The following is a 17,485-nucleotide window of genomic DNA, read 5'->3' as shown; positions in this document are numbered from 1 at the left end:
GATGGGCCTCCTGGTACCGGGGAAGGGCAGTGCTCTCAGCCGTACCGGCGCAGGTCGTGGAAGAAGTTGTCGATGAGACCGAGGTTTCCCGCGGCGGCCGTCTCGTCGTAGACGTACTTGCCGACGGCGAGGTCGAGGACGCCGAGCCCGAAGGGCGAGAAGACGATCGGCCGGTCGGGCGGCGGCGCGGCCCGGCCGAGCATCACGTCGTTCAGCGTGCCGTTGAGGAAGTCCCGGTTCCCTGTGCGCTGTTCGACCAGGTGCGGAGAGGTGTCCGCCTTCAGGCAGTGCTCGACGTCGTCGACGAAGTTCGCCGAGGCCAGCAGCACTTCGGGCGCGAGGTCCCGCAACGAGACGTGCAGGACCAGGGGGTTGTGGGCGAACAGCGAGGCGTCGGTGACGTGCGGCTCTCCGGCGACGGTGGCGAAGACCACCAGGTCGCTGGACCGGATCAGGTCCGCCGCGCTGTCGTGGACGGTGACCTCGGCGCCGGTCCCGCCCTGCCGCAGGTAGTCGCAGAACCCGGCGGCGCTGTCGGCGGCCAGGTCGTGCACCCCGACCGCCTCGAACTCCCAGCCGGTGCCCGCGAGGAAGGTGTGGATGTAGCGGGCGATCAGCCCGGTGCCGAAGAACCCGACACGGGTCGGGCGCGGCCGGTCGCGGCTGAACCAGTCGGCGGCCAGCGCGGCGGACGCGGCCGTCCGGGTCGCGCTGATGATGGAGCTCTCCAGGCAGGCGAACGGGTAACCCGTGGTGGGGTCGTTGAGGATCAGCACCGCCGAGGCGCGGGGGAGCCCCGACCGGACGTTGTCCGGGAAGCTGGAGATCCACTTCATCCCGTCCACGCCCACGGAGCCGCCGACCGAGGCCGGCAGCGCGATGATCCGCGAGCTGGGCCGGTCGGGGAACCGCAGGAAGTAGGACGGCGGGTTCACCGAGTCCCCGGCTCCGTGCAACCGGTAGGTCGCCTCGACCAGGTCCGTGATCTCCCGCTCGCGTCCGGTGAGCGCCTTCTGCACCTGCTCACCTGAGATCACCGCGAACGTCGGCGAGGCCGTGCCTGGGTGGGCCGGCTGTACGACGGTGGGCAACAGATCGGTCATCGCTCGCTCGCCTCCCGGTTCGTGGCACCGGCGTCCAGTCGGCGCGGGTCGGCCATCCCGACCAGCACCTGCCTGTCCCCGGTGAAGGGCTCCCTGCTGTGCGCGGTGCGGACGTTGTCGACGAGGAGCAGGTCGCCGGCCTGCCACGGCTCGCGCCGGGTGTGCTTCTCGTACGTCGCGTTGAGCAGTTCGACCACGTCCTCGCCGATCGGCGTGCCGTCCCCGTAACGGGTGTTGAACGGCAGGCCGTCCGCGCCGTAGACGTCCACCAGGTACTCGCGGACCTCCGGGGCGAGCGTCCACTCGTTGAGGAACGCGATCTGGTTGAACCAGCACGCCTCGCCCGTGACCGGATGCCGCACCACGGCCGCACGCCGCTGGGTGGTCCGCAGGGAACCGTCCGGCTGCCAGGCGACGTCGATGCCGTGCGCCCGGCAGTAGCCCTCCACCCCGGCCCGGTCGGCGGTCCCGAACGACTCCTCCAGGGACGCCCCGATCTCGTCGTTGTAGGACCGGGTCAGCAGCCAGCCCTCCCGCTCGAAGCGCGTCCGCACCTCGGCCGGCAGTTCCCCCAGCACCTCCGCCGCGTCCGCCACCGCCGTCGCCCCGCCGTCCTCGGGCGCCGTCAGGCACGCGAACAGCATCAGACCGGGAGGCTCCCGGGTGTAGCTCAGCTCGTGGTGCATGCACATCGGCTGATTGGCCGGCCAGGCCGTGGACGCGTACAGCCCGGAGCCGAAGGTCCCGCGCGGTGCGAAGGACTCCCGCTCCGTCATCAGGCCGCCGGTCAGCCGGGCGAACACGGCACCGACCTGCTCCGGGTCCCGCAGCCCCAGCCCCCGCACCAGCAGCGACCCGTGCTCGGCGACCCGGGCGCGCAGCACGTCGCGGTACTGCGCCGCCCAGCCCGGTACGTCCGGCGGCGAGTCGATACGGGTCACCGGCGGTCTGCCCGGCCGCAGCTCCACGTCGAGCGAAGCTGCCAGGGAAGAGGTCGACATGTCGGATTTCCTTTCGGTCGCCCGCCATTGGGCTGAAGGGAGGAAGGTCAGGAGGAGCCCACCGGCTCCACGGCGGCCAGTACGGCCTTCGCCGTCTCGGTGGGACGAAGGCGTGGGAAGTAGTGGCCCCCGTCTGGGATTTCGTGCAGGTCGACGCGGTCGGCCAGCAGCAGCCAGTCCCGGTGGGCGCCGGTGTACCCGGCCGTGTACGGGTCGTCGGCGGCCACCACCACCGACACCGGCGCCGAGAGCCGCACCGCCGGTGGGTTCTCCAGGACATCGGAGAAGTACCGGTGCGCGGAGAGGCAGTCGTGGCGGTAGGCGGCGCCGACGCGTTCGGCGTGCCGGGCGGTCAGTTCCGCCAGCTCGACATAACCACCTTCCTCGGCCAGCCGCGCGGCGATCTCCGCGTCACTGCGTACCGACAGCGCCTCCGCGGCGGCGTGCCGCTCGGCGGCCGTACCCAGCAGTTGCGCGCCCAGGAACAGCCGCGCCACCTCCACCCCGAGCCCCTGGAGCCGGCGCGCCGTCTCCACCGCCGCAGCGGCGCCGGACGAGTGACCCCACAGCATGACCCTGGTCAGACCGCGCGCGGTGATCTCCGCCGCGACCCGCTCCGCCACCTCCGCCACCGACCCGAACGGCTCCTGCCGTCCCGCCAGGTCGTGCCCCGGCAGTTCCACCGCGAGCACCGGCATCCCGCCGCCCGCCAGCGCGCTGGCCACCGGCTGGAAGTTGACCGCGTTGCCGCCCGCGTAGGGGAAGCAGACCAGCGCGCACTCCGGCGTCCCGTCGGAGTCCGTCAGCGGCTGGAGCAGGTCACCGTCGTGCCCGGCCGCGCCGTCCAGCAGGGCGGCCAGGTCGGCGAGGACCGGGTTGCGGGTGATGTCCTTCAGCGACACCGCGCGCTCCAGCGCGATCGTCAGCTTCACCGCCGTCAGGGAGGTGCCCCCGGAGTCGAAGAAGTGGTCCGTACGGCCGATCCGTTCCTCGGCGACGCCGAGCAACTCCGCCCAGGCGGCGGCCAGCGTACGCTCGGCCGGGGTACGCGGCTGCCGGTCCCCGGCGTCGTCGTGGCCGGCCGGCGTACTCTGCCCGGCCAGCTCGGTGAGCGCCTTGCGGTCGATCTTTCCGTTGGCCGTCAGCGGGAGGGCCTGCCGCCAGTGGAAGGCCGCGGGGACCATGTAGGGGGGCAGCCCCGCGCCCAGCGCGTCCCGCAGCTCGTCCACGGACAGCTCGCGCCCCGCGTAGAAGGCGACCAACTGCTTTCCCTGCCCGGCCCGTTCGGACACGACCACCGCGCCGTCCCGCACCCCCGGAACCCGCAGCAGCGTGTTCTCGATCTCGCCGATCTCGATGCGGAAGCCCCGGATCTTGACCTGGTTGTCCCGGCGCCCCAGAAACTCCAGCTTGCCACCCGGATGCCAGCGCCCCCAGTCACCGCCCAGGTACAACCGCTCGCCCGGCCGGTACGGGTCCTCGCGGTAGGCCTCGCGGGTGCGCTCGGGATCGTTCACGTAGCCTCGGCCCACGCACACGCCGGAGAAGGCGATGAGCCCCGGCGCGCCCAGCGGCACCAGCTCCAGCCGCTCGTCGACGACCAGGACGCGGACGTTGTTCACCGCGCGCCCCAGCAGGACACGGTCGCAGGGCCCGTCGATGATCTCGTGGTTGGTGTCGTCGGACGTCTCGGTCAGACCATAGGCGTTGACCAGCTTGACGCCCGGCTGGACGGCGAACCAGCGCTGCACCAGCTCCGGTTTGAGCGCCTCACCCGTCACCGACACGACACGCAGGTCGGGGAAGCCGCGCGGGTGCTGCTCCAGGTAGGAGACCAGGACCTCCAGATAGGAGGGCACGAGCTGGGTCACCCCCACCCGGTTCTCCACCAGCGTGTCGGCGAACCGCTCCACGTCCATGAGCACGTCCTGCTCCACCAGCAGCGTCCGCCCGCCCACCAGCAGCGCCGAGACGAGCTGCCACAGCGAGATGTCGAAGCACTGCGGAGCCGTCTGCGCCACCACCCCGCCCTCGCCGACCCCCAGGTCGTCGATCTTGGCGAAGAGATGGTTGAGCATCCCCGCGTGCTCGCACATCGCGCCCTTCGGCTCGCCCGTGGAACCGGAGGTGAAGTAGATGTAGGCCAGTTGACCGGGGTCCACCACCACACCGAGGTCGTCCTCGGCGTGCCCCTCCGCGTACGCGTCGGCGACGAGCAGCCGCTCGGCGCCGGGCACGTCGGCCAGCGCTTCGTCGAGGGTGCGCGTGCTGCCCGACTCCGTCAGCACCAGCCGGCACCCGGCACGCGACAGGGTCGCCGCGATGCGGCCGGGCGGGAAGTGCGGCTCGACCGGGAGGTAGGCGCCGCCCGCCTTGAACACGGCCAGCGTCGCGGCCAGCCAGTCGAGGTTCCGCTCGGTGACCACGGCGACCACGTCCTCGCGGCCCAGCCCGCGCGCCATCAGCGCCCGCGCCAGCCGGTTGGCCCGGCGGTTCAGCTCGCCGTACGTCCACCGCGCCCCGGCGTGCACCGCCGCCACGGCGTCCGGGTGCCGCTGTACGCGGCGCTCGAACAGTTCGTGCGCCCGTGCGTCCGGCAGCTCCCGCTCGGGACCGGCCAGCCCCGCCAACTGCTCGTGCCGTTCCCCGGCCGACAGCAGGCTTTGCCGCGTGTGCTCGGCGTCCGGGTCGGCCGCCATCAGCTCCAGCGCCCTCAGGTGGTACCCGGCGATCCGCTCGGCGCTCCGTGCGTCCAGGACATCCGTGCGGTACCGCAGGGCCAGGCGGCCCTCGGCCTCGGACCAGCGCACGTGCAGGACACGGTCGCCGGACAGGGCGATGTCCACGGGGCCGCACGTCACCTCGAACGCCGGTTCCGTGAGGTCCAGTTCCCGGCGCAGGTCCGCCACGGCGAAGCGCCGGTGCGCCAGCATCTCCGACTCCGCGTTCCGGGCCGACGTGGTGAGGGCGCGCCAGGTGCCGGGGGACACGGTGAGGCGGCACGGCAGTGGCTCGCCGCCGGGGCCGGGAGCGTAGCCGGTCACCACGTCCTGCTCGCCGGTCAGGGCGGAGAGCACCTTGGCGTGGGCCGCCAGCAGCAGTGCGCCCACGGGCACGTCGAGCCGGCGCGCCAGGTCGCCCAGGGAACCGGGCAACGGCACGTCGTGTCCGGCCGTACCGGCCACCGGCACCTCGGCCCAGCGCGGTACCGCGCTGAAGCCGCCGGCGGTCAGCACGCCGCTCCAGAACTCCCGGTCCGCCTGCACACGCGTTCCCATCGGATGCTCCCTCAGTTCACGGACGCCGTGGCGGCGCTGTCTACGGACGGTGGGGTGCTGCGGCCGGTGCCGGCGGGCTGTACCGCTGCCTCCCGCATCTCCACCGCGGGGTTGCCGCCCCAGCGCGCGTGAGCGGGGACCTCCTCGCCCTTCATGAGGAAGGAGTCTGGAGCCAGCCGCGCGCCGTCGCCCATGGTCACGCCGTAGTGCACGTGCGAGCCGACGCCCAGGGTGCAGCCCGCACCCAGCGTGCTGACGTCGGACTTGAACGTGCCGTCCTCCTGCGAGTGGCACTGGACCTTGCTGCCGGCGTTCAGAGTGCAGTCGTCGCCGATGACGGCCAGCGTGCGATCCGTCATGTAGCAGCCGTCGTCGAACACCCTGCGGCCGACGCGGACCCCCGTGAGGCGCCAGACGAGGGACTTGAAGGGGGTGCCGTTGTAGATGTTCAGATGCCGGTCCGGCACCTTCCACAGGCGCTCCTGCGCCCAGAAGGCCGGGTCGTAGATCGAGCACAGCATGGGCCGGAGCCGGCGGAAACGGGTGAGGCAGCGTTCCAGCAGCACGTAGTAGAGCGTGGACAGGACGAGCGTCAGCGCCAGATAGGTGGCGATCACCACGTGACCCAGCACGCCGTACAGCTCCACCGTGGCCAGGCCCAGCAGGGTGAGCCCGAAGACGTGCAGCCACCGGACGAGCAGCATGAAGGCCATCGAGCGCACGTTGTAGCGGTTCTTCAGGGCCAGGCTCCGGCGCAGCGCGTCACCGGACCGGAACTTGTCGAACCGGCTGTCGCGCTCCACCGATCGCGGGATCTCGAAGCACGGCGAACCGAGCAGCCCGACCCCTTCGCGGACCTCCCCGTCGAGCGGCACCATCACCTTCGTCGCCAGCAGGCAGTTCTCGCCGGTGCGGCCGCCGATCGGATAGGCGATGTTGTTGCCGAGGAAGTTGTGCGCCCCGATCGTCGTCCGCGACACCCGGAAGGAGGTGGCCGAGTAGTCCGCGTTGATCACGGAGAGCCCGTCGGCCACCATCGTGCCGCTGCCCACAGTGACCAGCAGCGGGTTCTCGTGCTGCAGCTCGGTGCCGAAGTTCGACCCGGTCTGCTCCACGTGCGAGAGGTCGTAGCCGATGCCGCGCAGGTAGTGCACGATGTACGAGCTGTCGCCGAACAGCCAGGCGAAGAACTTGACGTTCGTCATCCGCGCGGTCGCCCGGTGCACCGCGTACCGGAACCCGTAGAGCGGGAACACCCGGTCCGGCGGCACCACCAGATGCAGCAGGCGGGGCAGGGTGCACAGCAGGACGAGGCCCAGGACCACGAAGCCGGCGAACAGCGCCAGGGAGACGACCGCGGCGTCGGTGACCAGCTCGCCCAGGGGAAGCGCCGTCCTGGGATCGAGCCGCCGGCGGACCGCCGGTACCGCGTTGAACAGGATGTACAGGCCGCCCACCCCGAGCGGGATGTACAGCAGGAACAGCTGGAGCAGCGCGGCGAGTCCGAACCAGGCCCGGCGGCCCGTGCCGCACCGGGCGGGGGCGACCCGCAGGTAGTCGACGTCGGTCGGCTGCGCGGGGGAGCCGTGCCGGTGCTCGCCGGCCGGGACCGACTGGCCCCGGTGCAGCGACGAGGAGTGTCCGAGCTGGGCGCCGTCACCCATCGAGGTGTCGATGTCCAGGACGGTCTTCTCCCCGATGTACACGTCCCGGCCGATGCTGATGCCGCCCGTCTGGATGTACCCGGCGTGCGCCCGGTAGCCGAGGAAGAACGAGTCCTTGCGGATGACCGTGCCGGAGCCGATCGTCAGCAGGTCCGTGCAGACCGGCACCGAGTGGGAGAGGATCGTCACGCCCCTGCCGATCCGGGCACCCAGGGCCCGCAGATAGAACACGTACAGCGGGTTCCCGATGAAGAGGATCATCGGATTGGCGTGGAGAAGTGCCTTGACGACCCAGAAGCGCAGGTAGGCGACGCCCCAGAGCGGGAACTCGCCGTGTTTCCAGCGCCCGACGAGCACCCACTTGGCGACGACCGGAAACGCGCACAGGGCCACGAAACCGACACCGCCGAAGACGAGGGACCGCAGGTACACGTCCGCCACGCCCGAACCGGTGGCGACCCATTCGTAACCGCTCGCGGTGGCGAAACCGGCGACCAGTGAGTATCCCAGGAAGATCAGCAGTTGGGCCGCGCCGCAGAGGGTGTGGGAGAGCCCGCTCGCCCTCCGGACAGACTCGGGGGGCAGCGCCGAAACGGCGGGGGAGAGGACGCCGGCGGTAGCCGGGGCCGACTCGGTGAGAGCCTCGGCCAGGGCGTGGATGGTGGGGTGGCGGTAGATGTCCTTCATGGACGGGGAGGGAAGGTCCTCCCGCTTCCGGACCCGGGCGCAGAACTGCGCCATGACCAGTGAATTGGCGCCGAGATCCTCGAAGAAGTGCGCATCGGCCGGAACGTCGTCCAGACCCATGACGTCGGCCAGCGCATCCGCCAGCCGCGTCTCGGTCCCGCTCGGCGCCGGACCGCCGTCGGGCAGCCCCACCAGGGCTCTGTCGTCCGTTCCCTCTATATGGACGTCCGAGGACTGTTCCACCATGTGATCTCCTGCGAGAACGTTTCGATCGCTTACTCGGCCACGTGCTCTTCTCTGATCACGAACTGCTGGATCAGTTTCGGTCCGGCGCGGTGAGGCTGCCACTTCGAATCGATCACCCCAGGGACCGGAAATGCCCCGGCAGGCCCGTGTTCTCTGGGTGTCCGCACATGGCCGGCCCATTTGGGATCACCTGTTTGGCGGACCGTTTCGGCGCCGGTGCCGGTGGCGTACCTCCCACGGGTGGCGGATGCTGGACGGGCCGGACTCCGCCTGCCACCGGAGCGCATGTCCGTCGGGGACCCGCCGCCGCTTCACAGCCGCATCCCCGACTGCTCACGGGCGGTCACCGGTGTCACCAACTTCTGCCCGTCCCGCAATTTCCTCGCCGATCCCGCGGACTGAGCGTCCGGGACCGGACCGCCCGAAGAACACCGACTGAATCCGGTGGGCGGGGACAGTCGCAGGGGGAGGCGACTTTCTGGGAGGAAGCATGACGCTGGTGAAAGCGGGCGTGGTGGTGCTCGACTGTGCCGAGCCGGAGAAACTGGCCGCGTTCTACGAGGAGTTCCTGGACGGCGAACACACCGTCGCCTCCGCCAACCTGGTGCAGATCCGGGGTGCGGACGGCTTCCGCATCGCCTTCCGCCGCGATGTGAACGCCACGCCCCCGAGCTGGCCCCGCCCGGAGAACTCGCTCCAGGCGCACATCGAGTTCATCGTGGACGACCTGGACGCGGCCGAGCGGCGCATCGTCTCGCTGGGCGGCCGGCCTCTGGAGACGCGGGACGCGGTGGGCCCGGACGAGGAGCGCGGCTACGCGGACCCGTCCGGCCACTCCTTCACGGTGCGGCTCGCCCCGCCGACCGCGCCCAAGCAGGGCTGAGCCCGGACGTGGACCGGGGGTGGCGGGCATCGCATCGGCCCGCCACCCCCGTCCACGTGTGATCAGTCCCGGCCGCCCTTGTCGGCCACCGGCCACACACCCGTCGACCGCTCGATGGCCTTGGCCCCCGTACGGTCCACGGCACTGCGCACCACGGCGAAGATCGCGCCCTGCACGGCCGCCGCGAGCAGCACCTCGCCCCAGCCGCGGTCACGGTCCAGCGCGTCGGGCGCGTCCTCCTCGTGCCGTATGGCCATCCACGCCTTGCGGAAGGCCAGTCCGGCCAGCGCACCGCCGGCCCAGCTCATCACGAAGCCGACCGGCTTGTAGGTGAGCGCGAGCTTGTTCTTCGTCTTGTTCTTCGCCATGTCACGCTTCTTCCTCGTCACGCCCTCCTCATGCAGGCAGACCTCGGGGTCCCACCCGCTCGTGCGGTGCCACCGGTCCCGGCGGGGTGCCGTCGCCGAACGGCCGGCCGCCCAGCTCCTCGCGGTGGTGGGGGCTCAGCCAGCCGGTGAGATCCGGGCCGAGCGGCACGATCCCGGTCGGGTTGATGCCGGAGTGGACCTGGTAGTAGTGCCGCTTGATGTGGTCGAAGTCGACCGTGTCCCCGAACCCGGGCGTCTGGAACAGGTCCCGCGCGTAGGCCCACAGCACCGGGTTCTCCGCCAGCTTCCACAGGTTGCACTTGAAGTGCCCGTGGTAGACCGGGTCGAAGCGGACCAGCGTGGTGAACAGCCGGATGTCCGCCTCGGTGATCGTGTCCCCGACCAGATAGCGCTGCCCCGCCAGCCGCTCGGCCAGCGCCTCCAGCCGCCGGAACACGCCCGCGCACGCCTCCTCGTACTCCTGCTGACCGGAGGCGAACCCGGCTCGGTACACCCCGTTGTTGACGTCCTCGTAGACCTCCCCCATCACCTCGTCGATCTCGTCCCGCAGGTGCTCCGGGCAGAGATCCGGGGCACCCTCGCGGTGGAGGCCCGTCCACTCGGTGGCCAGGTCGAGGGTGAGCTGCTGGAAGTCGTTGGTCACCAGGCTGCCGCTGGGCACGTCCACGATGGCCGGCACGCTCACCCCGCCCGGCGCACCCGGCTCCCGCTTCTCGTACGCCTCGGCCAGGTACCGGATGCCGAGCACCGGGTCGCGTCCGCCGGGATCCAGGGTGAACCGCCAGCTCCGGTCGTCCTGAACGGGGTCGGTGACCGCCATGGGCAGCGCGCGCTCCAGCCCGAGCAGACGGCGCGAGATCACCGCCCGGCTCGCCCACGGGCACGCCCGCGAGACCACCAGACGGTACCGACCGGACTCCACCGGCCAGCCGTCCCGCCCGTCGGCGGTGATCCGGTCCGTGAAGTGGCTCCTGGACCGCTTGAACTTCTTGTGGCCGTATGCGCTGTTGCCGTCGCCACTCATGCCGTCTCCTCGCCGCGCGGCTCGTGCCGCACGCTGTCGCCTGCTGGTCCCGCCACCCGCTCCGGCGCGACGGGCCCGTTCCGTTCCGCCTCACGCGTTCCCCGTTTCCGGCCGGGGACCCGCGCCGGGGCGCTCCGCGGTCCTGGGACAGCCGCAGGAGGCCGGCGAACAGTTCGGACCGCGCCGCCGCGCCTCGGAGCCCGCTCGGCCGCGTGGTCGAAGAACGTCCATGCCGCCGAAGTGGAGGCTGGCGTGGAAGACGGCCGTGCCCTCCACGACCGGTTGGGACAGCGCGGAGAGCGTGGTCCGCACCGCGACCACGGCGGTGGCGGCCGCCTCCACCCGGCAGACGACCTCGACCAGGGTGATGGCCGTGGCGGTCGCCGGCCGGGGGGTGGTCCGGCGCTCGGCGTACCGGCCGCGGCCGACGCGGTCCGGGCCGTGGCGCTCGCGCGGACGACGACCAGCGCGGGGAGCGCCACGCGCAGCCGGTCTCCGGTCGCGCCCGAGCCGAACAGCGCGGTCATGGCCCGGGCCGTCGCGGTGAGCAGGACGGCGGCCGACCCTCCGGTCGTCCCGGGCACGCGAGCAGCAGGACGGCACGGCGGTCGATCGCCCACGAGGGGAGTCCGACATCGAACACACGTGTTTCGGTCGCGGCGGAGTCCGCGTGCGCGGGCCTGGTTCCGGGAGCCCCGGAAACACGGCGTGGGACTTCCCGCGCGGAGCCTCCGCACGGCACTGGCCGAGTCACCACGGCCGGCACGCGTGTGACGGACGGGTTCCGCTCAGCCCTTGAGGCGGTCGCGGTCGCCCATCACCACCATGGGATGGTCTGCGGGGTCGAGGGTGCCCAGGAGCGCCTTGACACCGGCCTCAGGAACGGTCACACAGGCCGACGTCCCGTCACCGTGGTCCAGGTGCAGCCAGATGCCGCCGCCCTTCTCCACGCCCTCGGGCCGGCTCCAGTCGTAGGGCGGTGTGCCCTTCAGCCGGTTGTAGTCGATGGCGATGACGTGGTCGAAGTCGTGCGCGTGCGCCTCGTCGTCCGGGTCCGCCACCGACGCCGCGTAGGCGTGGTCGTCGTACCAGTACGGCAGCTTGGAGCCTGGGCTGCGCAGGGTGCCTCCGGCGTCGGTGAGGGAGAACACGCCCACGGGACTGCGCTCGTCGTCGAGCTGATGGTCCGTCGTCCAGCCCCGGCGGCCGTTGTGCGAGGGCCAGCTCGCGGACTGCCTCCATCGGGCGCCCTGCTTCTCGTACAGCACGGCCGTGCCCTCGTCCGAGTCCCGGTCGTCGCCGTAGACGACCACCAGTTGCCGGGTGGTGTCCGGGATCTGCTTGCCCATCCGCTCCCCGACACCGGGGACGCCACCGCTGCTCGCCGGGCGGGGAGAGCCGGACACGGCCGGGTTTCCGTTGCCCGCCGCGCCGCCGGAGCGGGCTTTGGTGCCCGGATCCCCGCAGGCCGCGGTCGCCGCGAGCAGGACGCCGCAGAGGGCTGCCGCGGATATGGCATGCCGGGCACCACCGTGCCGTACGTACCGGGGACAGGACGGGGTGTCAGAGGAGTTCCGCATGATCAGAATCCTGGGGCGCCACCGCCGCGGCGCGCATCCCGGACCGGCATCCGGGCTAAGCGCTACCGTGGCTGCCCATGACAGTCACCGGGACGGACATCACGGCGGACCTGATCCGGGATCTGCTGCGCGAGCAGCATCCCGACCTGGCGGAACGCCCCCTGGAGCTCGGCGCGCTGGGATGGGACAACCAGGTGTGGCGGCTCGGCGACGACCTCGCCGTCCGCCTGCCCTGGGCCACCGAGTCGGCGGACACGTTGCTGCGCAAGGAGCACACCTGGCTGCCGCTCCTCGCCGAGGGCCTGCCCCTGCCGGTCCCCGTCCCGCAGCGCCTCGGCGAACCCTCCGCCCGCTTCCCGAGGCCCTGGCTCGTCACCACGTGGGTACCGGGTGAGCCGGCGGACCGCGCCCCGGCGACCCGCCCCGAGGAGGCCGCCGACGCCCTCGCAGCCTTCCTGACCGCCTTTCACCGCCCCGCCCCGGAAGGGGCACCGGTGGGCCGGGACAGAGGGGGCCGCCTGGCCGACTTCGCCGAATCCTTCACCGTCTCGATCAGCTGGGCCGCCGAACGGGGCCTCGTCCGGGACCCCGACGCCGTCCGCGCCGTCTGGGAGGACGCGATCGCCGCCCCCACGTGGACCGGCCCCCGCCTCTGGCTCCACGGCGACCTGCACCCCGCAAACGTCGTCACCGCCGACGGCACCTTCTCCGGTGTCATCGACTTCGGCGACCTCTTCGCCGGTGACCCCGCCTTCGACCTCGCCTGCGCCTGGATCCTCCTCCCGGACGGCGCCCAGGACCGCTTCCACTCGGGTTACCTCCCGGCCCCGGACCCCGCCACCCTCCGCCGCGCCCGCGGCTGGGCGATCCTGCGAGCCCTGGCCGGCCTCCGCATCGGCCAGGCAGGGGACGAGGGCCGCCCGGGCGGCAAGCCGACCTGGGGGCCGCCTGCTCAGGCGTCCCTGCGGCGGCTCACGGAGTCGGCCCGCTCCTGACCGGCCGGTGGCCGCAGGCCCGTGCGGGGTGTGTGGCCGGGGACGTGGACCTGGTCGGCACCTGTGCGGGCGGCGGCGAGGCGCCGAGCGGGAAACGGCCGGCCGGTTGCGAGCCGGAGACGCACCGGGTCGCGCCCGGCGAGCCCGGCATGATCCGGACGAGAGCCCCTGAAGGCCGGGACCGCGAACGCTGCTGGCCCGGCGGCTCACACGTGCGGCCGGCGGCCGTGCTCCTGACGCGGGAAGGTCTGGTCCGCGCCCGGCAGCGCCGGCTTCGGCAGCGTGGCCACCTCCTCCTTCGCCTTCTCGAGCTGCTCCGCCGTGTCGTCGGGCAGACGCGGCGGGCGCGGGCGGCCGGAACGGAAGCGGAAGGCGCTGGTGAGGTCGCCGAAGGCGGAACGGCGCCAGTCGCTGATGTTGGGCTCCTCCACCCCGGTGAAGTGCTCCAGGAACCGCAGGGACGAGGTGTGGTCGAAGGCTTCCGTGGCCACCCAACCGCCCACCGTCCAGGGCGAGATCACGATCGCCGGCACCCGGAAGCCGCCCCCGACGGGCAGCCCCTGGACGAACTCGTCCGGCGTCCCGGCGGGCGGAACCGGCGGCGGAACGTGGTCGAACAGACCGTCGTTCTCGTCGTAGTTGAGGATGAACGCGGTCTTGCGCCACACCTTGGGGTTGGAGGCGATCGCCTCGATCTTCGAGGCCACGAAGTCCGCGCCTGCCGCCGGGAGATAGTCCGGGTGCTCCGACTGGAAGCTGGTCGGCATGATCCAGGACACCGCCGGGAGACGGTCGTTGCGGGCGTCGTCCTCGAAGGTGCCCTCGGGCTGCGGACGCACCCCGCGCTCGTACAGCTCGGAGCCGGGGGCGGAGTTCCTGAACGTGGCGAACTGCTCCAGCATGTTGCAGCCGTAGTCGTCGTCCTGCTGATACACCTTCCAGCTCACCCCGGCCGCCTGGAGCCGCTCGGCGTAGGTGGTCCACCGGTACGGCTCGGGCGCCGAGTTCCTGAGGACCGGGCCGCCCTTCGTGCCGCCCGGGTCGATCGAACCGGTCATCCACATCAGCCGGTTGGGCCAGGTAGGCCCGAACACCGAGCAGAAGTAGTTGTCGCAGATGGTGAAGGTCTCGGCGAGCGCGAACTGGAACGGGATGTCCTCGCGCGTGTAATAGCCCATCACATAGGTGCCGTTGACGCCGTCGGCCGCGCGGTGGGCGGGCAGCCACTGGTCCATCCTGCCGTTGTTCCACGCCTGGTGCTGCACCGACCAGGCATGGCTGGTGGACGGGATGGCCTGGGCGCTGGAGGAGTGGGTGTCGAGGTGGAACGGCAGCAGGTAGCCCTTGGGGTTGACCGCGTCGGGCTGGTAGAACACGCTGCGCCCGTTGTCCAGCCTGAGGGCGTGCGGGTCGGCGAAGCCCCGTACCCCGGACAGGGTGCCGAAGTAGTGGTCGAACGACCGGTTCTCCTGCATCAGCAGGACCACGTGCTCGATGTCGCGCAGCGAACCGCCCCTGGGCGGCCCGGCGGCGACGGCCTTCTGGACGCTCGGCGGCAGCATGGATAACGCCGCGGCGCCACCCAGCGCGCCCGCGGCCGACCCCAGGACTCTACGGCGGGTCAACTCGGCCATGGTCGTCCCTTCTTGAGCGCGGTGGGCGCTCCGGCGGAGTGTCGGTCGGCCCGGCCGGTGAGCCGTGCCGCCGAACACTCTCCGCCCATCATGACGGGACGCGTCAGTGGACGGCGGTGAACATGTGCCCAACGCGCGGGAACGGGTTGACCCGGCCATGAACCTCAGCGCCTGGGCTTCGCAGGGGAGTCGCCGGGCGTTCAGAGAGGCGGTCCCGTGGACGGGAAGGGCCCCACCGCCGAAGCGGCCCTCCCGGTGGCCGCCCTCACCGCGTCATGCGGTGGACCGAGCGGTCCATGCGGTCCGGCCGCCGCCCCGCCGCCCCGCCGCCCCGCCGCCCCGGCGGGAGGTCGGCGGCCTCCTCGTTCCTGCAACCGGGCACCTCCGCGCCCTCCGGCCCGCTGCCGCCGGACTCGCCGGGCCTCTCGCGCGGACTCGCTCCGGCGGGAGCGTGGAGCCTCCCGCCGGAGCGAGTCCGCGTCGTGCGTCGCGTTGCCGCGGATCAGCGGGTGTAGGTGACCCGCTTCTCCTTCAGGGACGCGCAGTTGGAGCCGGAGATCTGCACGTACACGTTCTTGATCTGGCCACCCCAGTCGACGCAGTGCCCCTTGCCGTAGACGTAGGTCGGGCCGGCGTACGAGGTGAAGCTGCCGTAGTCGTCGTCGCCCTGGTCGGTGTCGGCGACGTAGAGCCACGCCGACATGTCGACCGCGGTGCCGGGGCTGTTGCGGATGGTGGTCACACAGTTCTTGCCGTTGGACGCGTTGTAGGTCAGGTAGACGGTCCCGAGCGAGCCGACGGCCGCGGAGTTGACGGTGCGGTAGCTGCTCCCGCAGACCTTCTGCGGAGTGGTGTTGGGCGCTGCGGACGCCGGCGCGGCCAACGCGGTGCCGGCGCCGAGCGAGAGCGCGGCCAGAGCACCGACAGTGAGGGCAGTACGGTTGAATCGCATATTTCCCCCTTGTGGCTTTAGGAGCTCGTTGCTCCCGACTGGTCTGACTGGCGACGCATCCGGATGGTTGTACCGGTCTTCCAGGGAAGTCCGATCGGCGGACAGCATGGCCGCTCGCGTGGGGGTTCGACCCCTGGGGGCCCCGGTGGTGGTTCGCCGTTCGGCGCCGGGTGGGGGAGCGGAGCGTCACGGTTCTCATAGGCGGCAGCTCACGTCCTACCGCAGGTCGTACGGGAAGCTCTCCACTCCGAGCGGCATCGCAGGCGACACACCGGCACATTCCGGGTGTTTCTGCGGATGGAGGTGGTGGGCGGGGTGGTTGCCGGGGTTTTGCCCGCCGCTGACCACATGTGTCGTCGCCGGGAGCGGTGGGCCGGACCGGCAACACCGGGTACGCGCTCGTTCGCCTTCCGCAGTCGCCCGGGCTGCCCACCTGATGACGCTGCCGGCTCCGTTCCCATGGTGCGCCGCACAGCGGTGCAAGCGACGCAGCAACGACGCGGGAGGCGCCGTGCCGGGTGGCGGTTGCAAGATGGCCTCATGCCCGATCACTCGCTGCCCCGGACCGAGTCGGTGTGGGACTACCCCCGTCCTCCCGCGATCCGCTCAGACAGCCGTCGCGTCCGTGTCGTGTGCGCCGGCACCGAAGTCGCCGACACGCGGCGGGCCCTGCGCGTGCTGGAGACCTCGCACCCACCCGTCTTCTACCTCCCTCCCGAGGACGTACGCACCGATCTCCTGCGCGCTTCGCGCGGAAGTACGTGGTGCGAGTGGAAGGGACGGGCGGTGTACTGGGACCTGGTCATCGGCCCCGACATCCGCAGACGCGCCGCCTGGAGCTACCCCGTTCCCACGGGCGGCTACGAACGGCTCACCGACCACCTCGCCTTCTATCCCACGCACGTCGACCTGTGCACGGTGGACGGCGAGGTCGTGCGCGCGCAGGAGGGTGACTTCTACGGTGGCTGGATCACCGCCGAGATCGAAGGCCCGTTCAAGGGCGGCCCCGGCACGGCGCGGTGGTGAGTGGCTCGGCTCGAGATCCGTGTGCCGGGATGGGCCCCCGACGTCCGTGTCAGGCAAGCGGGACGCGGATGTCGGAACGCCATGGCCAGGCCCGCCTGGCACAGCCGACGCGTTGCCGTCTGTCCGGGATCGGGCGGCCGGCCGTCTGCAGGTATTGCTGACGTGTCAGGGCCCCCGGCAAGCCTGCTGCCAAAGGCTGTTGCCCTTACCGATGGTCGTGCCGGTCCGTGAAGCGGCCTGTCACTCGTAGGCATCGACCCGGCGCCGCACTTCGCACTGCGCGATCCGGGACACGTCTCCCACGCGGCCTCCGAACACGCGGTGGGTTGCCGTGCCCTTCGCCGGCACCTGGTCGCGTGCTCGGTGGTGTGGGGTTGGTGGTGTGTGGTGTCTGGTGGGGGTGGTTTGTGTGTTGCTGGTGTGCGGGTGCGGGTGCGGGTGCGGGTGTGGGTGTGGGTGTGGGGTTTTTTGGGGGGTGTGGGGGGTGTGAGTTTTGGTGGGTGGGGGTGTTTTTCCTGTGGTGTGATGTGTCGTCAAGTATGTGTTTGACGTGCTTACTTGTGTGGTCTCTGGTGTTTTTCGCTGTGGTTGTCGCACGGTTGTGCGGTGGTAGCATTCCTCCGTCTCTGGTCTTGATCCACTTTGTTTCGAGTATGGGTGTCGTGGTGGTGCCTTCCCTTTTTTGAGGGCTGGTGGTCGGGGGTCGTGGAGCGATCGTTCCGGCCCTCTGGCCTCCGGCCTCCCGGCCTTTGGCCTTAGGTCTCTGGCCTTCGGCCTCCCGGTCTTTGGCCTCCTGGCCCCAGGCCCCAGGCCTCTGGCCTCCCGGCCTCCCGGCCTCTGGCTTTCGGCTCTCTGGCCTTCGGCCTCCAGGCCTCCCGGCCTTTGGCCTCCAGGCCCCCAGGCCTCCCGGCTTTCGGCCTCCCGGCCTCCCGGTCTCCTGGCGCCCTGGCGCCCTGGTGTCCTGGCGCCCTGGCTGTCTGGTGTCTGGTTGTGTCTGGTTTGTTGATCGGTTGGGTGGAGCCG

General features: G+C 71.5%; 12 protein-coding genes. 3 read left to right on the top strand and 9 right to left on the bottom strand.

The window, feature by feature from the left end:
- Positions 1-35 precede the first annotated feature (35 nt).
- From sbnB to ACWCV3_RS22355, 4 genes are read right to left on the bottom strand one after another with little or no spacing between them, the layout of a single operon-like run.
- Complete coding sequence (sbnB, locus tag ACWCV3_RS22370) at positions 36-1,103, bottom strand: 2,3-diaminopropionate biosynthesis protein SbnB (protein ID WP_451226888.1); 1,068 nt, start codon at positions 1,101-1,103, stop codon at positions 36-38.
- Positions 1,100-2,104 carry a TauD/TfdA family dioxygenase gene (locus ACWCV3_RS22365; protein ID WP_451226885.1) on the bottom strand — a complete coding sequence of 335 codons (1,005 nt, stop codon included), beginning with the start codon at positions 2,102-2,104 and terminating at the stop codon, positions 1,100-1,102. The genes sbnB and ACWCV3_RS22365 overlap by 4 nt, the downstream gene beginning before the upstream one ends.
- Positions 2,105-2,151: 47 nt before the next feature.
- Positions 2,152-5,382: a non-ribosomal peptide synthetase gene (locus ACWCV3_RS22360; protein ID WP_451226882.1), complete on the bottom strand. Its 3,231-nt coding sequence runs from the start codon at positions 5,380-5,382 to the stop codon at positions 2,152-2,154.
- An 11-nt stretch (positions 5,383-5,393) separates the two neighbouring features.
- A complete protein-coding gene (locus ACWCV3_RS22355) occupies positions 5,394-7,979 on the bottom strand; it encodes a Pls/PosA family non-ribosomal peptide synthetase (protein ID WP_451226879.1) in 2,586 nt (861 codons plus the stop codon).
- Between the two features lie 490 nt (positions 7,980-8,469).
- Between ACWCV3_RS22355 and ACWCV3_RS22350 the strand changes: the two genes are divergently transcribed.
- On the top strand, positions 8,470-8,862 hold the full coding sequence (locus tag ACWCV3_RS22350) for a VOC family protein (RefSeq protein WP_451226876.1): 393 nt from the start codon (positions 8,470-8,472) through the stop codon (positions 8,860-8,862).
- Positions 8,863-8,924: 62 nt separating this feature from the next.
- Here ACWCV3_RS22350 and ACWCV3_RS22345 read toward each other — a convergent pair whose 3' ends face one another.
- From ACWCV3_RS22345 to ACWCV3_RS22335, 3 genes are all read right to left on the bottom strand, one after another.
- Entirely contained in the window at positions 8,925-9,230 is a 306-nt protein-coding gene (locus tag ACWCV3_RS22345; protein ID WP_451227010.1) for a DUF4235 domain-containing protein, read from the bottom strand.
- Between the two features lie 28 nt (positions 9,231-9,258).
- On the bottom strand, positions 9,259-10,275 hold the full coding sequence (locus ACWCV3_RS22340) for a glutathione S-transferase family protein (RefSeq protein WP_451226873.1): 1,017 nt from the start codon (positions 10,273-10,275) through the stop codon (positions 9,259-9,261).
- 788 nt (positions 10,276-11,063) lie between these two features.
- On the bottom strand, positions 11,064-11,855 hold the full coding sequence (locus ACWCV3_RS22335; RefSeq protein ID WP_451226870.1) for a hypothetical protein: 792 nt from the start codon (positions 11,853-11,855) through the stop codon (positions 11,064-11,066).
- A 77-nt stretch (positions 11,856-11,932) separates the two neighbouring features.
- On the opposite strand from ACWCV3_RS22335, the gene ACWCV3_RS22330 reads away from it, so the two are divergent.
- Entirely contained in the window at positions 11,933-12,850 is a 918-nt protein-coding gene (locus ACWCV3_RS22330) for an aminoglycoside phosphotransferase family protein (protein WP_451226867.1), read from the top strand.
- A gap of 206 nt (positions 12,851-13,056) precedes the next feature.
- Here ACWCV3_RS22330 and ACWCV3_RS22325 read toward each other — a convergent pair whose 3' ends face one another.
- Complete coding sequence (locus ACWCV3_RS22325) at positions 13,057-14,484, bottom strand: alkaline phosphatase family protein (RefSeq protein ID WP_451226864.1); 1,428 nt, start codon at positions 14,482-14,484, stop codon at positions 13,057-13,059.
- Between the two features lie 502 nt (positions 14,485-14,986).
- Positions 14,987-15,436 (bottom strand): spore-associated protein, encoded by a 450-nt coding sequence (locus tag ACWCV3_RS22320; RefSeq protein WP_451226861.1) that lies wholly within the window; start codon positions 15,434-15,436, stop codon positions 14,987-14,989.
- A 540-nt stretch (positions 15,437-15,976) separates the two neighbouring features.
- Between ACWCV3_RS22320 and ACWCV3_RS22315 the strand changes: the two genes are divergently transcribed.
- Positions 15,977-16,462, top strand: coding sequence for a DUF427 domain-containing protein (locus tag ACWCV3_RS22315; protein ID WP_451226858.1), 486 nt, complete (start codon positions 15,977-15,979; stop codon positions 16,460-16,462).
- Positions 16,463-17,485 lie beyond the last annotated feature (1,023 nt).

This window comes from Streptomyces sp. NPDC001781 (assembly GCF_053596035.1).
Note: the sequence above shows the minus strand (reverse complement) of the source record. Positions and strands in the feature narration are given on the sequence as shown.